This is a genomic window from Allostreptomyces psammosilenae (assembly GCF_013407765.1).
Classification (GTDB): Bacteria; Actinomycetota; Actinomycetes; order Streptomycetales; family Streptomycetaceae; genus Allostreptomyces; species Allostreptomyces psammosilenae.
Genome location: NZ_JACBZD010000001.1, coordinates 2,009,855 through 2,027,260, shown reverse-complemented (window position 1 = coordinate 2,027,260; position 17,406 = coordinate 2,009,855). Strand labels below are relative to the sequence as shown.

General features: G+C 76.6%; 8 protein-coding genes. 6 read left to right on the top strand and 2 right to left on the bottom strand.

The genetic code is table 11. The features are described 5' to 3' along the window. Window positions 1–121 precede the first annotated feature (121 nt). Both FHU37_RS08180 and FHU37_RS08175 read right to left on the bottom strand, forming a co-directional pair. Window positions 122–4,129 carry a non-ribosomal peptide synthetase gene (locus FHU37_RS08180; RefSeq protein WP_179813548.1) on the bottom strand — a complete coding sequence of 1,336 codons (4,008 nt, stop codon included), beginning with the start codon at window positions 4,127–4,129 and terminating at the stop codon, window positions 122–124. Next, window positions 4,126–10,575, bottom strand: a complete 6,450-nt coding sequence (locus FHU37_RS08175) for a non-ribosomal peptide synthetase (protein ID WP_179813547.1) — start codon at window positions 10,573–10,575, stop codon at window positions 4,126–4,128. The genes FHU37_RS08180 and FHU37_RS08175 overlap by 4 nt, the downstream gene beginning before the upstream one ends. Window positions 10,576–11,006: 431 nt before the next feature. Here FHU37_RS08175 and FHU37_RS08170 point away from each other — a divergent pair, with 431 nt between their 5' ends. The 6 genes from FHU37_RS08170 to FHU37_RS08145 all read left to right on the top strand — a co-directional run bounded on the left by FHU37_RS08170 (window position 11,007) and on the right by FHU37_RS08145 (window position 17,296). After that, a complete protein-coding gene (locus FHU37_RS08170) occupies window positions 11,007–12,035 on the top strand; it encodes a class I SAM-dependent methyltransferase (RefSeq protein ID WP_312892495.1) in 1,029 nt (342 codons plus the stop codon). Window positions 12,036–12,053: 18 nt separating this feature from the next. Beyond that, complete coding sequence (locus FHU37_RS08165; RefSeq protein WP_179813545.1) at window positions 12,054–12,575, top strand: VOC family protein; 522 nt, start codon at window positions 12,054–12,056, stop codon at window positions 12,573–12,575. After that, window positions 12,572–13,540 (top strand): 3-methyl-L-tyrosine peroxygenase-related protein, encoded by a 969-nt coding sequence (locus FHU37_RS08160; RefSeq protein WP_179813544.1) that lies wholly within the window; start codon window positions 12,572–12,574, stop codon window positions 13,538–13,540. The genes FHU37_RS08165 and FHU37_RS08160 overlap by 4 nt, the downstream gene beginning before the upstream one ends. Beyond that, window positions 13,537–14,529 carry an LLM class flavin-dependent oxidoreductase gene (locus FHU37_RS08155; RefSeq protein ID WP_246449686.1) on the top strand — a complete coding sequence of 331 codons (993 nt, stop codon included), beginning with the start codon at window positions 13,537–13,539 and terminating at the stop codon, window positions 14,527–14,529. Before FHU37_RS08160 ends, FHU37_RS08155 begins: the two co-directional genes overlap by 4 nt. A gap of 35 nt (window positions 14,530–14,564) precedes the next feature. Next, window positions 14,565–15,425: a PhzF family protein gene (locus FHU37_RS08150; protein ID WP_179813543.1), complete on the top strand. Its 861-nt coding sequence runs from the start codon at window positions 14,565–14,567 to the stop codon at window positions 15,423–15,425. A gap of 74 nt (window positions 15,426–15,499) precedes the next feature. Beyond that, window positions 15,500–17,296: a gamma-glutamyltransferase family protein gene (locus FHU37_RS08145; protein WP_179813542.1), complete on the top strand. Its 1,797-nt coding sequence runs from the start codon at window positions 15,500–15,502 to the stop codon at window positions 17,294–17,296. The last annotated feature ends 110 nt before the right edge of the window (window positions 17,297–17,406 follow it).

Below are 17,406 nucleotides of genomic sequence, written 5' to 3'. Positions count from 1 at the left end.
TCGGTGAGGGCGGGCCGTGGTGGCATGATCGACTGAATTGTTTCAATCTGGGCATGGACCTGACATGGGATGCCGAGGTCGCCCCGGGTGTCGGCCCGGAGCGAGGGGGCGCCTTGGGAGGTCAGGGTTCGCCGGCGGCCGGGCACCGGGCGGCGGCCAGCAGCGCCTCGCCGAGGGCGGGGCCGACGGTCCGCAGGGCCGGGGGCCGCAGCAGGGCGTAGTGGTCGTGCGGGACCACGACGGTGCGGATGGGGCCCGAGACGTGTGCGCGCCAGCGTACCTCGGTGGCGACCCGCTGCCCGCCGGTGGTGGTGGAGACGAAGAGCAGCAGCGGGCCGTCGAAGACGCCGGCCGGGGTCGCCCGCGCCAGCAGCCGGACGGTGTTCCGGGTGACGTCGAGGACGGCGGCGGCCGTCGCCTCGTCCAGCCCGCCGGCGCCCTCGGTGCCGTCGAAGGCGATCGTCCGCAACTCGCCGGCGGACGGTTCGACCGCGTCCCCGCCCGCGCTGCCCGCCGGCCAGGCGTCGATGACCGCCAGCAGGGCGACGTCGTGCCCGAGGGCGCGCAGCCGCACCGCGACGGCGTGGGCCGCCGTGCCGCCGAAGGACCAGCCGGCCAGCAGGTACGGCCCGGTGGGCTGGACGGCGGTGATCCTGGCCGCGTAGTCCTCGACCAGGGCGGCGAAGTCGGCCGCGGGCGCGCCGCCGTCCAGCCCGCGGGCCTGGAGGGCGTGGACGGCGTGCGGGGGCGGCAGGTACGGCAGCAGCGCGGTGTAGACCCAGCCCAGGCCGCTGCCCGGGTGGACGCACCACAGCGGCGGGCCGTCCCCCTCGCGCAGCCGGAGCACCGGGGAGAGCAGGCCGTTCGCGGTGGGCGCGCCGTCCGCGAGCAGCCCGGCGACGGTGGGACGGGTCAGCACCCCGCGCACGGTCAGCTCCAGGCCCAGCGCCTCCCGGGCCCGCAGCACCAGCCGGGGCACCAGCAGGGAGTGGCCGCCGCGCTCGAAGAAGTTGTCGTGCACCCCGACGTCCGCCACCCCGAGGACGTCGGCGAAGACCCGGCACAGCACGGCCTCGGCCGGGGTGCGCGGAGCCCGCCGGGCCGGTTCCGCGGCGCCGTCGGGCGGGGAGCCGGTGGCGGGCGTGGCGTCGGGGCGCGGGAGGTTCGCCCGGTCGAGCTTGCCGTGCGGGGTCAGCGGCAGCCGGTCCAGGGCGAGCAGCGCGGCCGGCACCATGGCCGGCGGCAGCTCGTCGGCGAGCGAGGCGCGGAGCCGGGCGAGGCCGCCGGCGTCCACCGGGCGGTCGGTCACGACGTAACCGACCAGCCGCCGGTCCCCGGGAGCCCGTTCGTGCACCGCCGCCGCGCTCGCCACCACGTGCGGGCGGCGGAGCAGGGCCGACTCCACCTCCCCCAGCTCGACGCGGTGGCCGCCGATCTTCACCTGCCCGTCCGCCCGCCCGACGAACTCCAGCACCGAGTCGTCGTCGGTTCGGCGGCGCACCAGGTCGCCGGTGCGGTACATGCGGGAACCGGCCGGCCCGAACGGGTCGGCGAGGAAGCGGGCGGCGGTCGGCCCGGGACGGCCCAGGTAGCCGCGGGCGACGCCGCCGCCCCCCACGTACAGCTCGCCGACCACGCCCACCGGGACCGGCCGTAGCCGGTCGTCGAGGACGTAGGGGCGGTGCCCCGGGTAGGCGCGGCCGATGGGGACGGTCCCGGCCGGATCCGGGGCGCCGGGCGGCACCTGGTGGTCGGCGCAGGCCACGGTGGTCTCGGTCGGTCCGTAGCCGTTGACGACGGCCGTGCCGGGGTGCCTGGCGCGCCAGGCGGCCAGCGCCGGGCCGCGCAGTTCCTCGCCGCCCAGGACGAGGGTGCGGCTCGGCGCGGCGTCGTCGGGGAGGGCTGCCAGCAGGCCCAGGTGGCTCGGGGTGGCCACCAGGACGGTGGGGCGCCCCTCGGCGCCGGTCCACCCGGCGAGGTCGTCCAGCAGCAGCCGTCCGCCGCTGGTCAGGGTGGCGTACACGGGGATCACGGCGCCGTCGAAGCCGAGCGAGAGCCCCAGCGCGCAACTGCCGTCGAAGCCGTCGATGTGCGCGGGCAGGTGCCGCACCAGCGGGCACACCGAGCGGTGCTCCACGACGACGCCCTTGGGGCGCCCGGTGGAGCCCGAGGTGTAGATCACGTAGGCGGGGTGCTCGGGCCGCAGCGGGCGGACCCGGTCGGCGTCGGTGAGGTCGCCGGGGTCGGGCGCGGGCTCCCCGGGGGCGAGGACGGCCGGATCCAGGCGGGGGACGCCGGCCGCCGGTGTGCCGGGGGCGGCGGCGCTGGTGACCAGCAGCGCGGGGGACGCGTCGGCGAGGAGCAGCGCGACGCGTTCGGCCGGGTAGCGGGGGTCGATCGGGAGGTAGGCGGCGCCCGCCTTGAGCGTGGCGAGCATCGCCGTGACGGACTCCAGCGGGTCCGGCAGGAGGAGCGCCACGACGTCCTCGGGGCCGACGCCGCGGCGGACGAGCCGGCGGGCGAGGCGGTTGGCGCGGGCGTTGAGTTCCCGGTAGGTGACCCTCCTCCCGGCGTGGGCCAGGGCGACGGCGTCCGGGGTGCGCGCGGCCTGGGCCTCGACCAGCGCGCCGAGCAGGTCGCCCGGGGCGGTGTCGCCGGTGGGGCTGTCCGCGGCACCGGCGTGGCCGGCCGCGAGGAGGCGGGCGCGCTCGTCGGGGGCGAGGACCTCGACCCGGCCGATCGGCTGGTCGGGGTCGGCGGCCACCGCGTCCAGCAGCCGGACCAGCCGTTCGACCAGGAGGCGGGCGGTGGCCTCGTCGAACAGGTCGGTGGCGTACTCCAGGACGCCGGTCAGCCCGCCCGCCGCGGGCGGTCCGTCCGCCGCCCCCGGTCCGGCCGCCGCTGCCGAGGGCGCCCAGAAGTACAGGCCGAGGTCGGACTTGGCGTGCCGGGCGGTCATCCGCAGCCGGGTGGCGGTCAGTCCGGGCAGGCGGGGCACCTGGTCGGCGTCCTCCTCCAGCGCCAGGCTGACCTGGAACAGCGGGTTGACGGCGGCGGACCGCCTCGGCCGCACGGCCTCCACCAGGCGGTCGAAGGGCAGGTCCTGGTGGCCCAAGGCGCCCAGGGTGCTCTCCCGGACGCGCCGGAGCAGCGCGCGGAAGGTGGGGTCGCCCGAGGTGTCGCACCGCACGACCAGGGTGTTGACGAACATGCCGACCAGGTCGTCCAGTGCCGGGTCGGTGCGCCCGGCGACGGCCGTGCTCAGCGGCAGGTCGGTTCCGCACCCCATCCGGGTGAGCAGCGCGGCGAAGCCGGCCTGGAGGGCCATGTGGGCGGTGGCGCCCTCCCGGGCGGCGAGTTCCCGAAGGGCGCGGTGGGTGCGCGCTCTGACGGTCACCGGGACGCTGCCGCCCCGGTAGGTGGCGACGGCGGGCCGTGGGCGGTCCGCCGGCAGGTCGAGGACCTCCGGCAGGTCGCGCAACCGGTCGGTCCAGTAGGCGATCTGTTCGCGAAGGAGGCTGCCGGGGTCGTCGGCGTCGCCGAGCAGTTCCCGCTGCCAGAGGGTGTAGTCGACGTACTGGACCGGCAGCGGCTCCTGCCGCGGGGCGTGTCCGGCGCGGCGGGCCGTGTAGGCGGTGGCGAGGTCGCGCAGCAGCGGGGCGAGCGACCAGCCGTCGGCGGCGATGTGGTGGAGCAGCAGGAGCAGCACGTGCTCCGGCCCGCCGTCCGCCCCCTCCTGCGGTTCGGCGCCGTCCTCCACCACGAACAGCCAGCCGGCCAGCGGGGGTTCGCGGGTCAGGTCGAACACGTGCCCGGCGGCCTCGGCCAGGTCGCGCTCCAGCCGCGCGCGGGGAGTCCGGGCGGTCGTGAGCGCCGGCCAGGACGGGTCCGGGCCGGGGGCGTCGGTGCGCGGCGGGTCCAGGACGACCTGGTGGGGGACGCAGTCCGTCTCGGGGAAGACGGTGCGCAGGGACTCGTGCCGGGCCACCAGGTCGGCCAGGGCGGCGCGCAGGGCGGCGTGGTCCAGCTCGCCGCGCAGCCGGTAGGCGAGCGGGATGCGGTAGTTGACGCCGCCGTCCATCCGGTCCAGGAACCACACGCGCGACTGCGCGTACGACAGCGGGATCACCGGCGGCCGTCCGGGCGGGGCATGCGGCGCAGCGCCGGCCGGCGGGTCCGGGCGGCCTCCCCGAGGCGGGCGGCGAGCGCGGCGGGCGTGGGCGCCTCGAACACGGTGCGGACCTCGATCTCGACGTGGAGCGCGGCCCGTACCCGGCTGACCAGGCGGGTGGCGAGCAGCGAGTGGCCGCCGAGGGCGAAGAAGGAGTCGTCGGCGCCGACCCGGTCCAGGCCGAGCACGTCGGCGAAGAGCCGGCACAGCGCCCGCTCCGGCTCGGTGCGCGGGTCGCGGGAGGTCGCGGCGGCCGAGTAGTCCGGTGCGGGCAGGCTCCTGCGGTGGATCTTGCCGCTGACGGTGAGCGGCATGGCGTCCAGCAGCACGACGGCGGCCGGCACCATGAACTCCGGCAGGACGGAGGCGGCCCAGGCCCGCAGCCCGGCCGCGTCCACCCGGGCGCCGGGCACCGGCACGACGTAGGCGACCAGGCAGGTGCCGCCCGGTCCGTCGGTGCGGACGGTGACGGCGACCCGGGCGACGTCCTCGTGCCGGTCGAGGACGTCCTCGACCTCGCCCGGCTCGACGCGGAAGCCCCGGATCTTGACCTGGTCGTCGGTGCGTCCGCCGAAGTCCAGCTGCCCGTCCCTGGTCCAGCGCACCAGGTCGCCGGTGCGGTACATGCGCCCGCCGGGCGGCCCGAAGGGATCGGGGACGAACCGGCCGGCGGTCAGGCCGGGCCGCGCCCAGTACCCGCGGGCGAGCGGGGTGCCGGCGATGTACAGCTCGCCGGTGACCCCGGGCGGCACCGGCCGCAGCCGCGGATCCAGCACGTACATCCGGGCGTTGGCGATGGGGGCGCCGACCGGGGCGGTGCCGGAGGTCCAGTTCCCCAGGTCCTCGGGGAGGGTGAACGTGGTGACCAGGTGGGTCTCGGTGGGGCCGTAGAGGTTGTGCAGGCGGCGTCCCGGGCGCGCGGCCATGAACGCGCGCACGCGCGGGGTGAGCCGCAGCGCCTCCCCGCCCTGGCTGAGGTCCCGCAGCGCCGGCAGGTCGAGCCCCTGGGCGAGGGCGGACTCGCAGATGGCCTCGGCCATCACGTTGGGCACGCAGATCTCCTCGACGCGCTGCTCGTCGAGCCAGCGCACCAGGCGCTCCGGGTCGCGCCGGACGTCGGCGTCCGGGACGGCCAGCCGCTTGCCCGCGGTGAGCGCCTCGATGATCTCCCAGGCGGACACGTCGAAGCTGAACGCGGAGAACTGCGCCCACGGGCCGGTGAGGGAGCCCGGCTTGCCGTCGGCGAGCCACTCGTCGTGGGCGGTGACCAGGTTGACGAAGGGCCCGGTGGTCATCACCACGCCCTTGGGGGTCCCGGTGGAGCCGGAGGTGTGGATGACGTAGACGGGGGTGTCCGCCGTGATGGGGGCGGTGCGGTCGGCGTCGGTGAGGTCGCCGCCCGGCTGCGCGGCCAGCGCGGCGACGGTGGCCGGGTCGTCCAGCAGGAGCAGGCCGGGGTGCGGGGGCAGCGTCGCGGCGCTCGCCGCGGTGGCGAGGACGACGGTGGGGCGCACGTCCTCCAGCAGGAAGCGGATCCGCTCGGCGGGGTACTCCGGATCCAGCGGCAGGTAGGCGGCGCCGGCCTTGAGCACGGCCCAGACGGCGGCGGGCAGGTCGGTGGAGCGCGGCACGGCCAGGGCGACGACCCGCTCAGGCCCCGCGCCCCGGGCGACCAGCAGGCGGGCGATCCGGTTGGCGCGCTCGTTGAGCCGGGCGTAGTCGAGGGTCCCGTCGGGCGCGGTGACGGCGGTGCGGTCGGGGTGCCGCCGGGCCTGGGCCTGGAACAGGGCGGGCAGGGTGGTCTCGGGCAGCGGGCGGGCGGTGTCGTTCCACTCCGCCAGGACGCGGTGGCGTTCTCCGGGGAGCCAGAGCGGATAGTCGTGCAGGGCGCGCCCGGGGTCGTCGACCACGCCGCGCAGCAGCACCAGCAGCCGGTCGGCGAGGGCGCCGACGGTCTCCCGGTCGAACAGGTCGGTGCTGTAGAGCACGGTGCCGCGCAGCGCCCGGGGCTCCGCGGGCGCCCGCTCCGCCCCGGGGGTGTCGTCCGGCGTCTGGTCGTCGAGTTCGATCGCCAGGTCGAACGGGGTGGTGCCGGTGGCGACGGGGACCTCGACCGCCGTCACGCCCTCCAGGGCGAGCCGCCCGGCCCGGTTGTTGCGCATCGCGAGCACGACCTGGAACAGCGGGTGGCGGCTCAGCGAGCGCTCCGGCACCAGCCGTTCGACCAGCAGCTCGAAGGGGACGTCCTGGTGGGCGTAGGCGTCCAGGCAGGTCTCCCGCACCCGGTCCAGGACCTCGGCGAAGGTGGGGTCGCCGCTGAGGTCGGTGCGCAGCACGAGCATGTTGGCGAAGAAGCCGACCAGGTCGTCCAGGGCGGCGTCGGTGCGTCCCGCGACGGGGGAGCCGATGGGTATGTCGGTGCCGGCGCCGAGCCGGGAGAGCAGCACGGCCAGGGCGGCCTGGAGGACCATGAAGGTGCTCGCGCCGTGCTCCCGGGCCAGCCGCAGCAGGCCCCGGTGCAGGTCGGCGGGGATCTCCAGGGCGATGGCGTCGCCCCGGTGGGAGGCCGCGGCGGGGCGGGGGCGGTCGGTGGGCAGGGTGACGGCCTGCGGCAGGTCGGCGAGGGCGGTGAGCCAGTGCGCCAGCTGCCGGGCCAGGGGGCTGCCGTGGTCGTCGGGGCGGCCGAGGAGGCGCCGCTGCCACAGCGCGAAGTCGGCGTAGCCCACCGGCAGCGGCGGCCAGTCGGGGGAGCGGCCGGCCCGGCGGGCGGCGTAGGCGGTGGACAGGTCCCGCAGCAGGGGGCGCGTGGACCAGCCGTCGGCGGCGATGTGGTGCAGGACGAGCAGCAGCACGTGCTCGCGGGGCCCGAGGCGGTAGACGGTGGTCCGCAGCGGCGGGTCGGCGGCGAGGTCGAAGGGGCGGCGGGTGGCGGCGGTGAGCTCCCGGTCCAGGCGGTGGCGCCCGGCGGCGTCCACGGACACCACCTCGGGGGAGCACGCCTCGGCGTGCGGCGGCAGTTCGCGCTGGTGCGGCTCGCCGTCCACGGCGGGGAAGACGGTCCGCAGCGGGGCGTGCCGGGCGATGACGTCGCGCAGCGCGGCGCGCAGCGCGTCGAGGTCGAGGTCTCCGGTCAGCCGGAGCGCCACCGGGTGGTTGTAGGCGGGGTTGGGGGCGCCGATCTGTTCGACGAACCACAGCCGTGACTGCGCGTGGGAGAGCGGGACGCGCTCCGGCCGGGGCTGCGGGACCAGCGCGGGGCGGGCCGGGTCGGCGAGGGTGTCGAGGTGGGCGGCGAGGCCGGCGGGCGTGGGGTGCTCGTAGACCGCCCGGATGGACAGCTCCTTGCCGAGGACGCCGCGGACCCGGCCGAGGAGCTGGGTGGCCAGCAGGGAGTGGCCGCCGAGGGCGAAGAACGAGTCGTCGGCACCGACGTCCCGGCGCCCGAGGACGTCGCCGAACAGGGCGCACAGTGCCGTCTCGGTGGCCGTGGCGGGGGCGCGTCCCGGCGGGGCGTCGGCGGCGAAGTCCGGGGCCGGCAGTGCGCGCAGGTCGGTCTTGCCGCCGGGGGCGACGGGCAGCCGGTCGAGCGTCTGGAGGAAGGCGGGGACCATGTGCTCCGGCAGGACGCGCGCCACCTCCCGCCGCACCCGGGCGCGGTCGAGTTCGGTTCCGGGTTCCGGCACCAGGTAGCCGACCAGGCACGGTCCGACGCGGGGGTGGTCGCGGACCACGACCGCCGCCTGGCGCACACCGGCGCAGCGCACCAGCGCGGCCTGGACCTCGCCGGGCTCGATGCGGTGGCCGCGCAGCTTGACCTGGTCGTCGGTGCGGCCGGCGTAGGCAAGTTCGCCGTCCGGGGTCCAGCGGGCGAGGTCCCCGGTGCGGTACATCCGGCTCCCGGGCGGGCCGTAGGGGTCGGGCAGGAAGCGCAGCGCGGTCGCCCCGGGGCGGTCGTGGTAGCCGCGGGCCAGGCCGGGGCCGGCCAGGTACAGCTCGCCGGTGGCGCCCGGCGGCAGCGGGTTCAGCCCGGCGTCCAGGACGTAGGCGCGGGTGCCGGGGATGGGCGGGCCGATGGGCGGGTCCGTGCCCTCGGGGGAGGGCAGGCAGCGGCGTCGGGTGGCGTCGACGGTGGCCTCGGTCGGCCCGTAGGCGTTCCAGAAGGCCCGTCCCGCACCGGCCCAGCGGTCCACCTGGTCGGCGGTCAGCCGCATGCCGCCGGAGGAGACCAGCCGCAGGTCGGGCAGCTCGTCGGGGCGCAGCAGCGGCAGCAGCGCCGGGGTGAGGTGGGCGACGGTGACGCGGTGCCGGGCGAGGAGCCGCTGCACGGCGTCGGCGTCCTGGCGCTCGTCGTCGCCGGCGAGGACGACGGTCGCCCCCGTGGCGAGCGCGGTGAAGATCTGCAGCAGGGAGGCGTCGAACGCCAGGGAGTGCGAGGCGAGCACGCGGTCGTCGGGGCGCATGCCGTAGTCCGCGACGGCCTGGCGCAGGTAGCCGGTGAGGGAGCGGTGCTCCACGACGACGCCCTTGGGTCGCCCGGTGGAGCCGGAGGTGTGGATGACGTAGGCGGCGTGGCGGGGCAGCAGCGGCGCGGTCCGGTCGGCGTCGGTGACCGGGTGGGCGGGGGCGGCGGCGACGGCCTCCCGCACGGCGGGGTCGTCCAGCAGCAGCACGCGCGTTCCGGGGTGGTCGGCGGCGGGCGGTAGCGGCGTGCCGGAGACGGAGAGGGTGAGCGCGGGGCGGGTGTCCTCCAGGAGCATGGCGACGCGCGCGGCCGGGTGCCCGCGGTCCACCGGCACGTAGGCGGCGCCGGTCTTGAGGACGGCGAGCATGGCCACCAGGGTGTCGGCGGTGCGCGGCAGCACGAGGGCGACCCGCCGTTCCGGCCCGGCGCCGTGCGCGACGAGCAGCCGGGCCAGCCGGTTGGCGCGGGCGTCCAGCTCCGCGTGGGTCAGCGTGGTCCGACCGGCGACCAGGGCGGTGGCCTCGGGGGTGCGCGCGGCCCGCTCGGCGAGGAGCGCGGGCAGGGTGTGCGGGGGTTCGGCGCGGGCGGGGCGGTGGGGAGCGTCCAGCAGCCGCCGGCGCTCGGCGGGGGAGAGCGCGTCGAAGCGGGCGATCGGGGTGTCGGGGTGGCTGTCGCCGATCCACCGCAGGGCGCGGTGCAGCCGGTCGGCGAAGGCGCGGTGGGCGTGGGCCGGGTACAGCTCGGCGTCGCCGTCCACGATGAGCCGCAGCCCGCCGTCGGCGGAGGTGGCCAGCAGGGCGACGGCCAGGTCGTGGAAGGGGCCGAGGCTGAGGTTGTGGTGGACGAGCCGGTGGCCGCCGAAGGTCGCCGGGAAGGCGAACGGCATGTAGTTGACGGAGACCGTCCACAGGTTCTCCTCCGGCCGCAGGCCGAGGTCGGCCCGCAGGTCCTCCAGCCGGTACCGCTGGCGGCGGACGGTCTCGGCGACGCCGGCGGAGACCCGCTCCACCAGTTCCCGCGCCGTGAGGGCGGGCGGGACGGCGACCCGCACCGGCAGGAGGTTGGACATCATGCCGGGGACGGTCTGCTGCGGGCCCCGGGCGCGTCCGGTGACGGCGAAGCCCAACGTCAGGTCGACCTCGCCGGTGGAGCGGCCGACGGCGAGCGCGGTGGCCGCGGTGAGCAGGCGGGCCGGGGTGGTGCGCAGCCGGTCGGCGGCGGCGTGCAGCCGGCCGGCGTCCTCCGCGCTCAGGGCCCGCTCGTCACGGTGGAAGGCGCCGACCACCCCGCGCGGCGGTCGGCCGCTCACGCTGAGCGGCCGGGGCCGGTCGGCCAGCGTCCGCAGCCAGTACCGGCGGTCGTCGGCACGGTCGCCGCCGGCGCGGTACTCGGCGTCCGCTTCCACCAGCAGCCGGAAGTCGCCGAAGGGGCAGGGCGGCAGGGGCCGCCGCTCGGCCAGGGCGGAGTACGCCTCGGCGAGCCGGCCGGCCACCAGGGGACCGCTGACGCCGTCGAAGGTGATGTGGTGGTAGCCGTGGTACCAGTAGTGGAGGTCCGGCGCGAGCCGGAGCAGGGCGAAGGTGACCAGCGGATCCGTGTACAGGTCGCGGCGGCGGCCGCGCTCGGCGCGCATCCAGGCGAGCGCGGCGGCGTGCGGGTCCTCCTCGCCGCCGAGGTCCACGACGCGCAGCGGGTGGTCGAGCTCCGGGTCCACGCGCTGGGCGACGCCGTGCTCGTCCTCGAAGAGCCGCAGGCGGAAGGTGGCCGTCTCGCGGACGGTGTGCCGCAGCGCCTCCCGCAGCAGCCCGGCGTCCACCGGCCCCTGAACGGCCAGGTACTCGCCGACGTTGAGGGCGGGGGTGTGCGGGTTCAGCTGGTGGGCGTACCACAGCCCGAGCTGACCGGCGGTCAGCCGCAGGCGTTCGGTGGGCTGGTCGGGCATCTGGGCACCCCTGTTCCGGACGATGCGACGGTGGTGGGCCGTTGTGCACACGCGCGGTGGGTGGGTCCGCCGATGGCGGAGCGACCGTCAGGTGCCCGGTGGCGCCGCGCGGGGCGGTCACCGGGCGATCGGTGATCTCGCCGCGAGACGTCGGAACAGGATTGTCCAATCTGACACTTGATCACTATGTGATCTGGATCACATCAATGAGGGGGTTTCGTGAAAAACGCCACAGGGGGAGACTTCGGCGGCGTTGACCTGCCCGCGTTCCGCCCACGGGGCGATCACCCGCCCTGTTCCGGATACGGACACCACGACTGGGGGGCACCACCATGACGCGCAATGGCGTCGGAAACGCCGAGCACGCGGAGAACGTCCGGAAACCCGTCATGGCGCCGGGGGGAAACGCGACGCCACCACCGGGAACGCCGGTGGAATCCGCGGTGGGCGACACCGAGGAAGGCGCCGGCGACCGGTCGAGGGACGCCGTCGCGTTCATCTACAACTCGGCCGTCGCCGTCCCCGCCATCAGCGCGGCCTGGGAGCTCGGCATCCTCGACGCCCTGTCCGCGTCCGGATCCCTCGACATCGACGAGTTCGCCGCCGCGCACCGGCTGGACCGCACCGCCACCCACGGCCTCTTCCGCGCGCTCGCCGCCGTCGACATCGTCGAACGGGCCGGCACCACGGCAGTCCCGGCGGCCAACTTCGCCGAGGTGTGCCGCAACCGCTCCTTCTTCCACTGGCTCGCCCGCGGCAACGCCGACCTGCTGCGCACCACGGCCCACGTGCTGCGCGAGGAGAACCGCACCGGGGCGTTCTACCAACGCGACAGCGCCGCCATCTCGGTCGCGTGCCGGGAGATCAGCGCCCTCACCTACGACCCCTGGTTCCGGCAGGCGCTCGACGACCTCGACTTCACCCCCCGGGCCGTCGCCGACCTCGGCTGCGGCAGCGGCGAACGCGTCCTGCAACTGCTGCGCCGCTTCCCGGGGGCCCGCGGCGTCGGCATCGACATCGCCCGCCCCGCCGTGGAGATGACCCGGTCCGAGGCCGAACGCGCCGGACTGGCCGACCGGCTCAGCGTCGTCGAGGCCGACGCCCGCGCCCTGCGGCCGCGCCCCGAACTCGCCGACGTGGAACTGCTGACCTGCTTCATGATGGGCCACGACTTCTGGCCGCGGGACAGCTGCGTCCGCCACCTGCGAAACCTGCGCGAGGTGTTCCCCGCGGTCCGGCGTTTCCTGATCGGCGACGCCACCCGGACCGATCCCAAAGCGGACCGGGAACTTCCCGTTTTCACCCTCGGATTCGAGTTCGCCCACGACCTGATGGGCACCTACATTCCCACCGCCTCCGACTGGTCGTCCGTTTTCCCGGAGGCGGGATGGCGGCTCGTGAAAACCCACTCCATCGACGTCGCCGTCGGTGAAGTGATCTTCGAACTGGAACGGCTCTGACCCGAGGAGGACCGTCCGATGGATCGCGCCGACGCCCCACCCGTACTGCACCACGTGGCGGTCCAGACCTGGGATCTGGACAATTGCACGGCCTGGTACCAGGACTTCCTCGGCTGCCGGGCGACCTGGTCGACGAGCACCTTCTCCGAGCTGACCCGCGGCCGCCTGCCCGGGATCACCCGGATGACCGAGGTCACCCTCGGAACGACCCGCTTCCACCTCTTCGAGCGGACCGGTGACGACGGCGCGACGCCCGCCGGCGCCGCACAGTTCCAGCACGTCTGCCTCGCCGCCCACACCCCCGAGGCCCTGCGCGGCTGGCGCGAGCGGTGGCTCGCCCTGCACTCCTCCGGGCGCTACGACTTCCGGCGCCCGGAACCCCCCACCCCCGTCGTGGTGGACGACCGCGGCGTCCAGAGCTTCTACTGCCTCGACGTCAACGGCCTGGAGTTCGAGTTCACCTACGAACCGCCGCCGGCCGCCGCGGACGCCCCCACCGGGACGGACGCCCCGTCCGGCACCGGGGAGGAGACGCGATGACCCTCGCGCTGTTCCCCCCGGTCGCGCTGCGACCGCCCGCCCCGGGCGGCTGGGACTTCAGCGACTACCCGTACGGCCTGGAGCCGCTCACCCTCCCGCTCCCCGACGCCGCCGACTCCCCGTCCGGCGGTGTCACCCCCGAGGAGGTGGAGGACGCCTTCCGCACGCTGCTGGGGCAGACGCGGCAGGGCATGCCCACCACCGCCCCCGCCCACGGCACCGAGGAACTGGAGCGGCTGTTCTGGTTCCGCTGGATGATCGGACACCACGTCTCCTTCACCCTGTGGCGGCTGACCGCCGGCTGCCTCGCCCGGGTGGCGAAGGGCGAGGGCGACCAGGAGGCCCTGGCGGCCGCGATCACCGCCTACGTCCGCGCCTACTGCGGCATGCTGCTGTACACCGGATCGTGCCCCCGCTCCCTCTACCAGGCCAGCATCAGGCCCAGCATGTACCGGATGCACAGCACCTTCAGCGGCACCTGGGCCCTGGACTACCTGCCGGTGCGCAGCCTCTTCCGCGGCCGGCGCACCCCGCCCGTGGTGGCCTCCGCCGTGGACGCCCTGGTGCGGGAGGTGCGGCTGAGCAACCGCATCCACTTCGGCGTCTCCTCCAAGCTCGTCACCGGCGGCCGGTCCCTGCTCCAGCAGTCCATCGACGCCCCCGACGCGGCCCAGCCCCGCGCGTGGGGCGCCCTGTTCGACTGCTACTTCCTCACCCTGCGGGCCCCCGTCTCCGCCCCCGAGATCGCGGCCCAACTGCTCCGCCGGGTCAAGGCGATCGCCATCGACCTGGCCACCAACGGCCTCTACCCGGGCGGCGACCAGCAGGACGAGCCACCCGCCGAGCTGCGCCACCCCGACGTCGCCGCCTGCGAACGCGACCTGACCGGCTCCCTGATCCGCGTCGGCGCCCTGGCCACCGGTCTGCCCCTGGCCGACCTGGACCCCGGGCAGGGGACCGGATGAGCGCGCCGCCGCGCCCCGCCGACCGCCCGCGGACCGCCACCGCACCCGCCGCCGGACGGCTGCGGCACGGAGTCGTCCTGCTGCCCGAGCACCCCTGGTCCCGCGCCGCCGCACTGTGGGCCCACGCCGAACGCCTCGGCTTCGACCACGCCTGGACCTACGACCACCTGCGCTGGCGCTTCCTGCACGCCCAGGACTGGTACGGAGCCGTTCCCACCCTGGCCGCCGCGGCCACCGTCACCTCCCGCATCCGGCTGGGCACCCTGGTCGCCAGCCCCGCCTACCGCCACCCGGTCACCCTCGCCAAGGAGCTGGCCACCCTGGACGACATCTCGGGCGGACGGCTGATCTGCGGCCTCGGCGCCGGCGGAGGCGGCTACGACGAGGAGATGCTCGGCGGCCCCCCGCTCACCCCGGCCCAGCGCGCCGAACGCTTCGAGGAGTTCGTCACCCTCACCAAAGCCCTGCTGCGCGGCGACGGCCACGAGGCACGCGGACGCTGGTTCGCCACCCACCGGGCGCGGCTGCGCCCGACCGGCGCCCAGCGCCCCCGCATCCCGCTGGCCGTCGCCGCCACCGGCCCCCGCGGCATGCGCCTGGCCGCACGGCACGCGGAGACCTGGGTGACCGCCGGGGCCCCGGGCTGGGGGGAGCCGCGCCGCTTCGACGCCGCCCTGCCCCTGCTGCGCCGCCAGACCGAGGAGCTCGCCCGGGCCTGCGCGGACACCTCGCGCGACCCCGCCTCGCTGCGCCGGATGCTGGTGACCGGGGCCATGGTCACCGGCGTCACCGACTCCGTGGCCGCCTACCAGGACGCCTGCGCCATGGTGGCCGAGCTGGGCTTCACCGACCTGGTGGTCCACTGGCCCCGGGACACCTTCCCCTACCGGGGCCGGCTCGACGTCCTGGAGGACATCGCCGCCGAGGTCCTGGCGTCGCGCACCGCCCCCGCACCGCCGGCCGCCCCCGACCCGGGCCCGCTGCCGTGAGCCCCGGGAACCCGCCCGCCGGCGAGGTGGTCCGCATGTTCACCGACCACCCCTGCGGCGGCAGCCCGCTCGCCGTCGTCCCGGACGCCGCCGGGCTCTCCACCGCCACCATGCGGGCCGTCGCCGCGCGGTCCGGAGCCACGGAGACCGCCTTCGTCCTGCCGCCCACCGACCCGTCCGCCGGCTACCGCGTGCGGGTCTTCACCGGGGACCGCGAGTCCGCCGGCGGCGGGCACTCGTGCGTCGGCACCGCCGCCACCCTGGTCCGGCTCGGCCGCGTCCCGCCCGGCCCGGTGACGCAGGAGTGCGGCACCGGGCGGCAGCACCTGGTCGCCGCCGCCGACCGGGCCACCCTGCTCGGCACCGACCCGCGGGCGGAGACCGAGCCCGACACCGCGGCACTGCTCGCCGCCGCCGGCCTGGACGCCGACGCCCTCGACCCCGCGGCCGCCGCCGGACGGGCCGGCTACGGCGGCGCCCGCTTCCCCTTCCTGCCGGTGGCCCCGCGGGCCCTGGCCGCGGCCCGCCCCCGGTACGACGCGATGGCGGCCTCCGACCTCCCCGCGCTCGCCCTCGTCGCGTGGGATCCGGCCGCCCGGACCGCCGCGGTGCGCCTGTTCGCCCCCGGCTTCGGGATCCCGGAGGACCCGGCCTGTGGACCGGTCGCCCTCGCGCTCGGGGTGTGGCTGGCCGAGGCGGGCCTGCTGCCCGGGCCCCACCCGGCCGACGCTCCCCCTGCCGACGGGGAGCACGCCTACACCGTCCGCCAGGGCGGCGCGTCCGGCCACCCGTCACGGCTGGACGGAACGGTCACCGTCACCGCCGGGCGCGCCGTGCGCGGTTCCGTCTCCGGCACCGTCACCCCCGCCGGCACCCTCCCCGGCCCCGCCGGCTGACCCGCCGTCCGCGACGGCCAGCGGACCACCCCCACCCCGCCCACCGCCCCGCCCCACCGAAGGAGAGGACCGGCGTGCTGCACCGCCCCGAGCTCCACGGCACCAGGGGTGCCGTCTCCAGCACCCACTGGCTCGCCTCGGCGACCGGCATGGCGATGCTCGACCGCGGCGGCAACGCCTTCGACGCCGCCACCGCGGCGGCCCTGGTCATCCAGGTCGTCGAACCCCACCTCAACGGCCCGGCGGGCGACGTGCCGATCCTGGCGTACGACGCGGCGGCCGAGCGCGCCCTGGTGATCTGCGGCCAGGGCCCCATGCCGGCCGCCGCCACCCCCGCGGCGATCCACGCCCTGGGCCTGGCCGAGGTGCCCGGCTCCGGGCTGCTGGCCGCCTGCGTGCCCGGCGCGTTCGGCGCCTGGATGCGGCTGCTGCGCGACCACGGGAGGCTGCGCGTCGAGGACGTCCTGGAACCGGCCATCGCCTACGCGGAGCACGGGTACCCGCTGCTGCCCAAGGCGGCCGAGATGATCGAGGTGCTGGCCCCGCTGTTCCGCGACGAGTGGACCGAGTCGGGCCGCACCTACCTCCACCACGGAGCGGCCCCCGCCCCCGGGGCGCGGATGCGCAACCCCGACCTGGCCCGCACCTACCGGCGGATCCTGGCCGAGGCACGCGCGGCCACCACCGACCGGGCCGGCCAGGCCGAGGCCGCCTGCGCCGCCTTCTACGACGGCTTCGTCGCCGAGGCCATCGACCGCCACCTGGCCACCGCCGAGGCCGTCGACGCCACCGGCCGCCGCAACCGCGCGCTGCTCACCGGCGCCGACCTCGCCGGCTGGCGCCCGACCGTGGAGGAACCGGTGGCCGTCGACTACCGGGGCTACCGGGTCCACAAGGCCGGCCCCTGGTCGCAGGGCCCGGTGTTCCTCCAGCAGCTGGCCCTGCTGGAGGGCTTCGACCTGGGCGCCATGGCGTTCGGCGGCGCCGACCACCTGCACACCGTCGTCGAGGCCGCCAAGCTGGCCTTCGCCGACCGCGAGGCGTGGTACGGGGACCCGCGGCACGCCGACGTCCCGCTGCGGACCCTGCTGAGCCCGGAGTACGCGGCGGAGCGCCGGGCCCTGATCGGCGACCGCGCCAGCGACGTCCTGCGCCCGGGCAGCCCGGACGGCCGCGCCCCGCGGATCCCGCCCGTCCTGGACCGCCCGGCCCCGCCCCCGGACGCCCCGGACTGGCTCGGGCAGCTGGACAGCGGCATCCCGACCGTCGTCCTGCGGACCGCGGCCCGGGGCGACACCACCTGCGTCAGCGTCACCGACCGGGACGGCAACATGGTCGTCGCCACCCCCAGCGGGGGTTGGCTGAAGAGCTCACCGGTCATCCCCGGCCTCGGCTTCCCGCTCGGCACCCGGGGTCAGATGACCAACCTCGTCGAGGGCCACCCCAACGTGCTGGCCCCGGGCAAGCGCCCGCGCACCACCCTCAGCCCCAGCCTGGTCCTCCGGGACGGCCGCCCCCACCTCGCCTTCGGCACGCCCGGCGGCGACCAGCAGGACCAGTGGACGCTGCAGTTCTTCCTGGGCCACGTCGACTTCGGGATGAACCTCCAGGAGGCGGTCGAGGCCCGGACCTTCCACACCGACCACCCGCCGACGTCCTTCACCCCGCGCCTGAGCAACCCCCGCGCCCTGGTCGTGGAACGCGGCTTCGACGCCCGCGCGCTGGCCGAGCTGGAACGGCGCGGCCACGAGATACGCGAGGTCCCCCCGCACACCCTGGGCAAGGTCTGCGCCACCGGCCCCACGGCGGACGGCGGGGTCCGCGCCGCCGCCAGCCACCGCGGCGAGCAGGCCTACGCCGTCGTCCGCTGACCCCCTGCGCCCGCCGTGTCCCCGCCGCGCCGGCGGTGGGGAACGGGAGGTTCCCCCGGGGAACTCCGGGCGGGTGGTACTCGTCTGCTCCGGACGGGAAGCACGGCCTG

Bases quoted from the DNA above. Each gene is read 5' to 3' on its own strand.
- FHU37_RS08165 (WP_179813545.1), top strand. From the start codon at position 12,054: ATGGATCGCGCCGACGCCCCACCCGTACTGCACCACGTGGCGGTCCAG.
- FHU37_RS08175 (WP_179813547.1), bottom strand. From the start codon at position 10,575: ATGCCCGACCAGCCCACCGAACGCCTGCGGCTGACCGCCGGTCAGCTC.
- FHU37_RS08150 (WP_179813543.1), top strand. From the start codon at position 14,565: ATGTTCACCGACCACCCCTGCGGCGGCAGCCCGCTCGCCGTCGTCCCG.
- FHU37_RS08155 (WP_246449686.1), top strand. From the start codon at position 13,537: ATGAGCGCGCCGCCGCGCCCCGCCGACCGCCCGCGGACCGCCACCGCA.
- FHU37_RS08160 (WP_179813544.1), top strand. From the start codon at position 12,572: ATGACCCTCGCGCTGTTCCCCCCGGTCGCGCTGCGACCGCCCGCCCCG.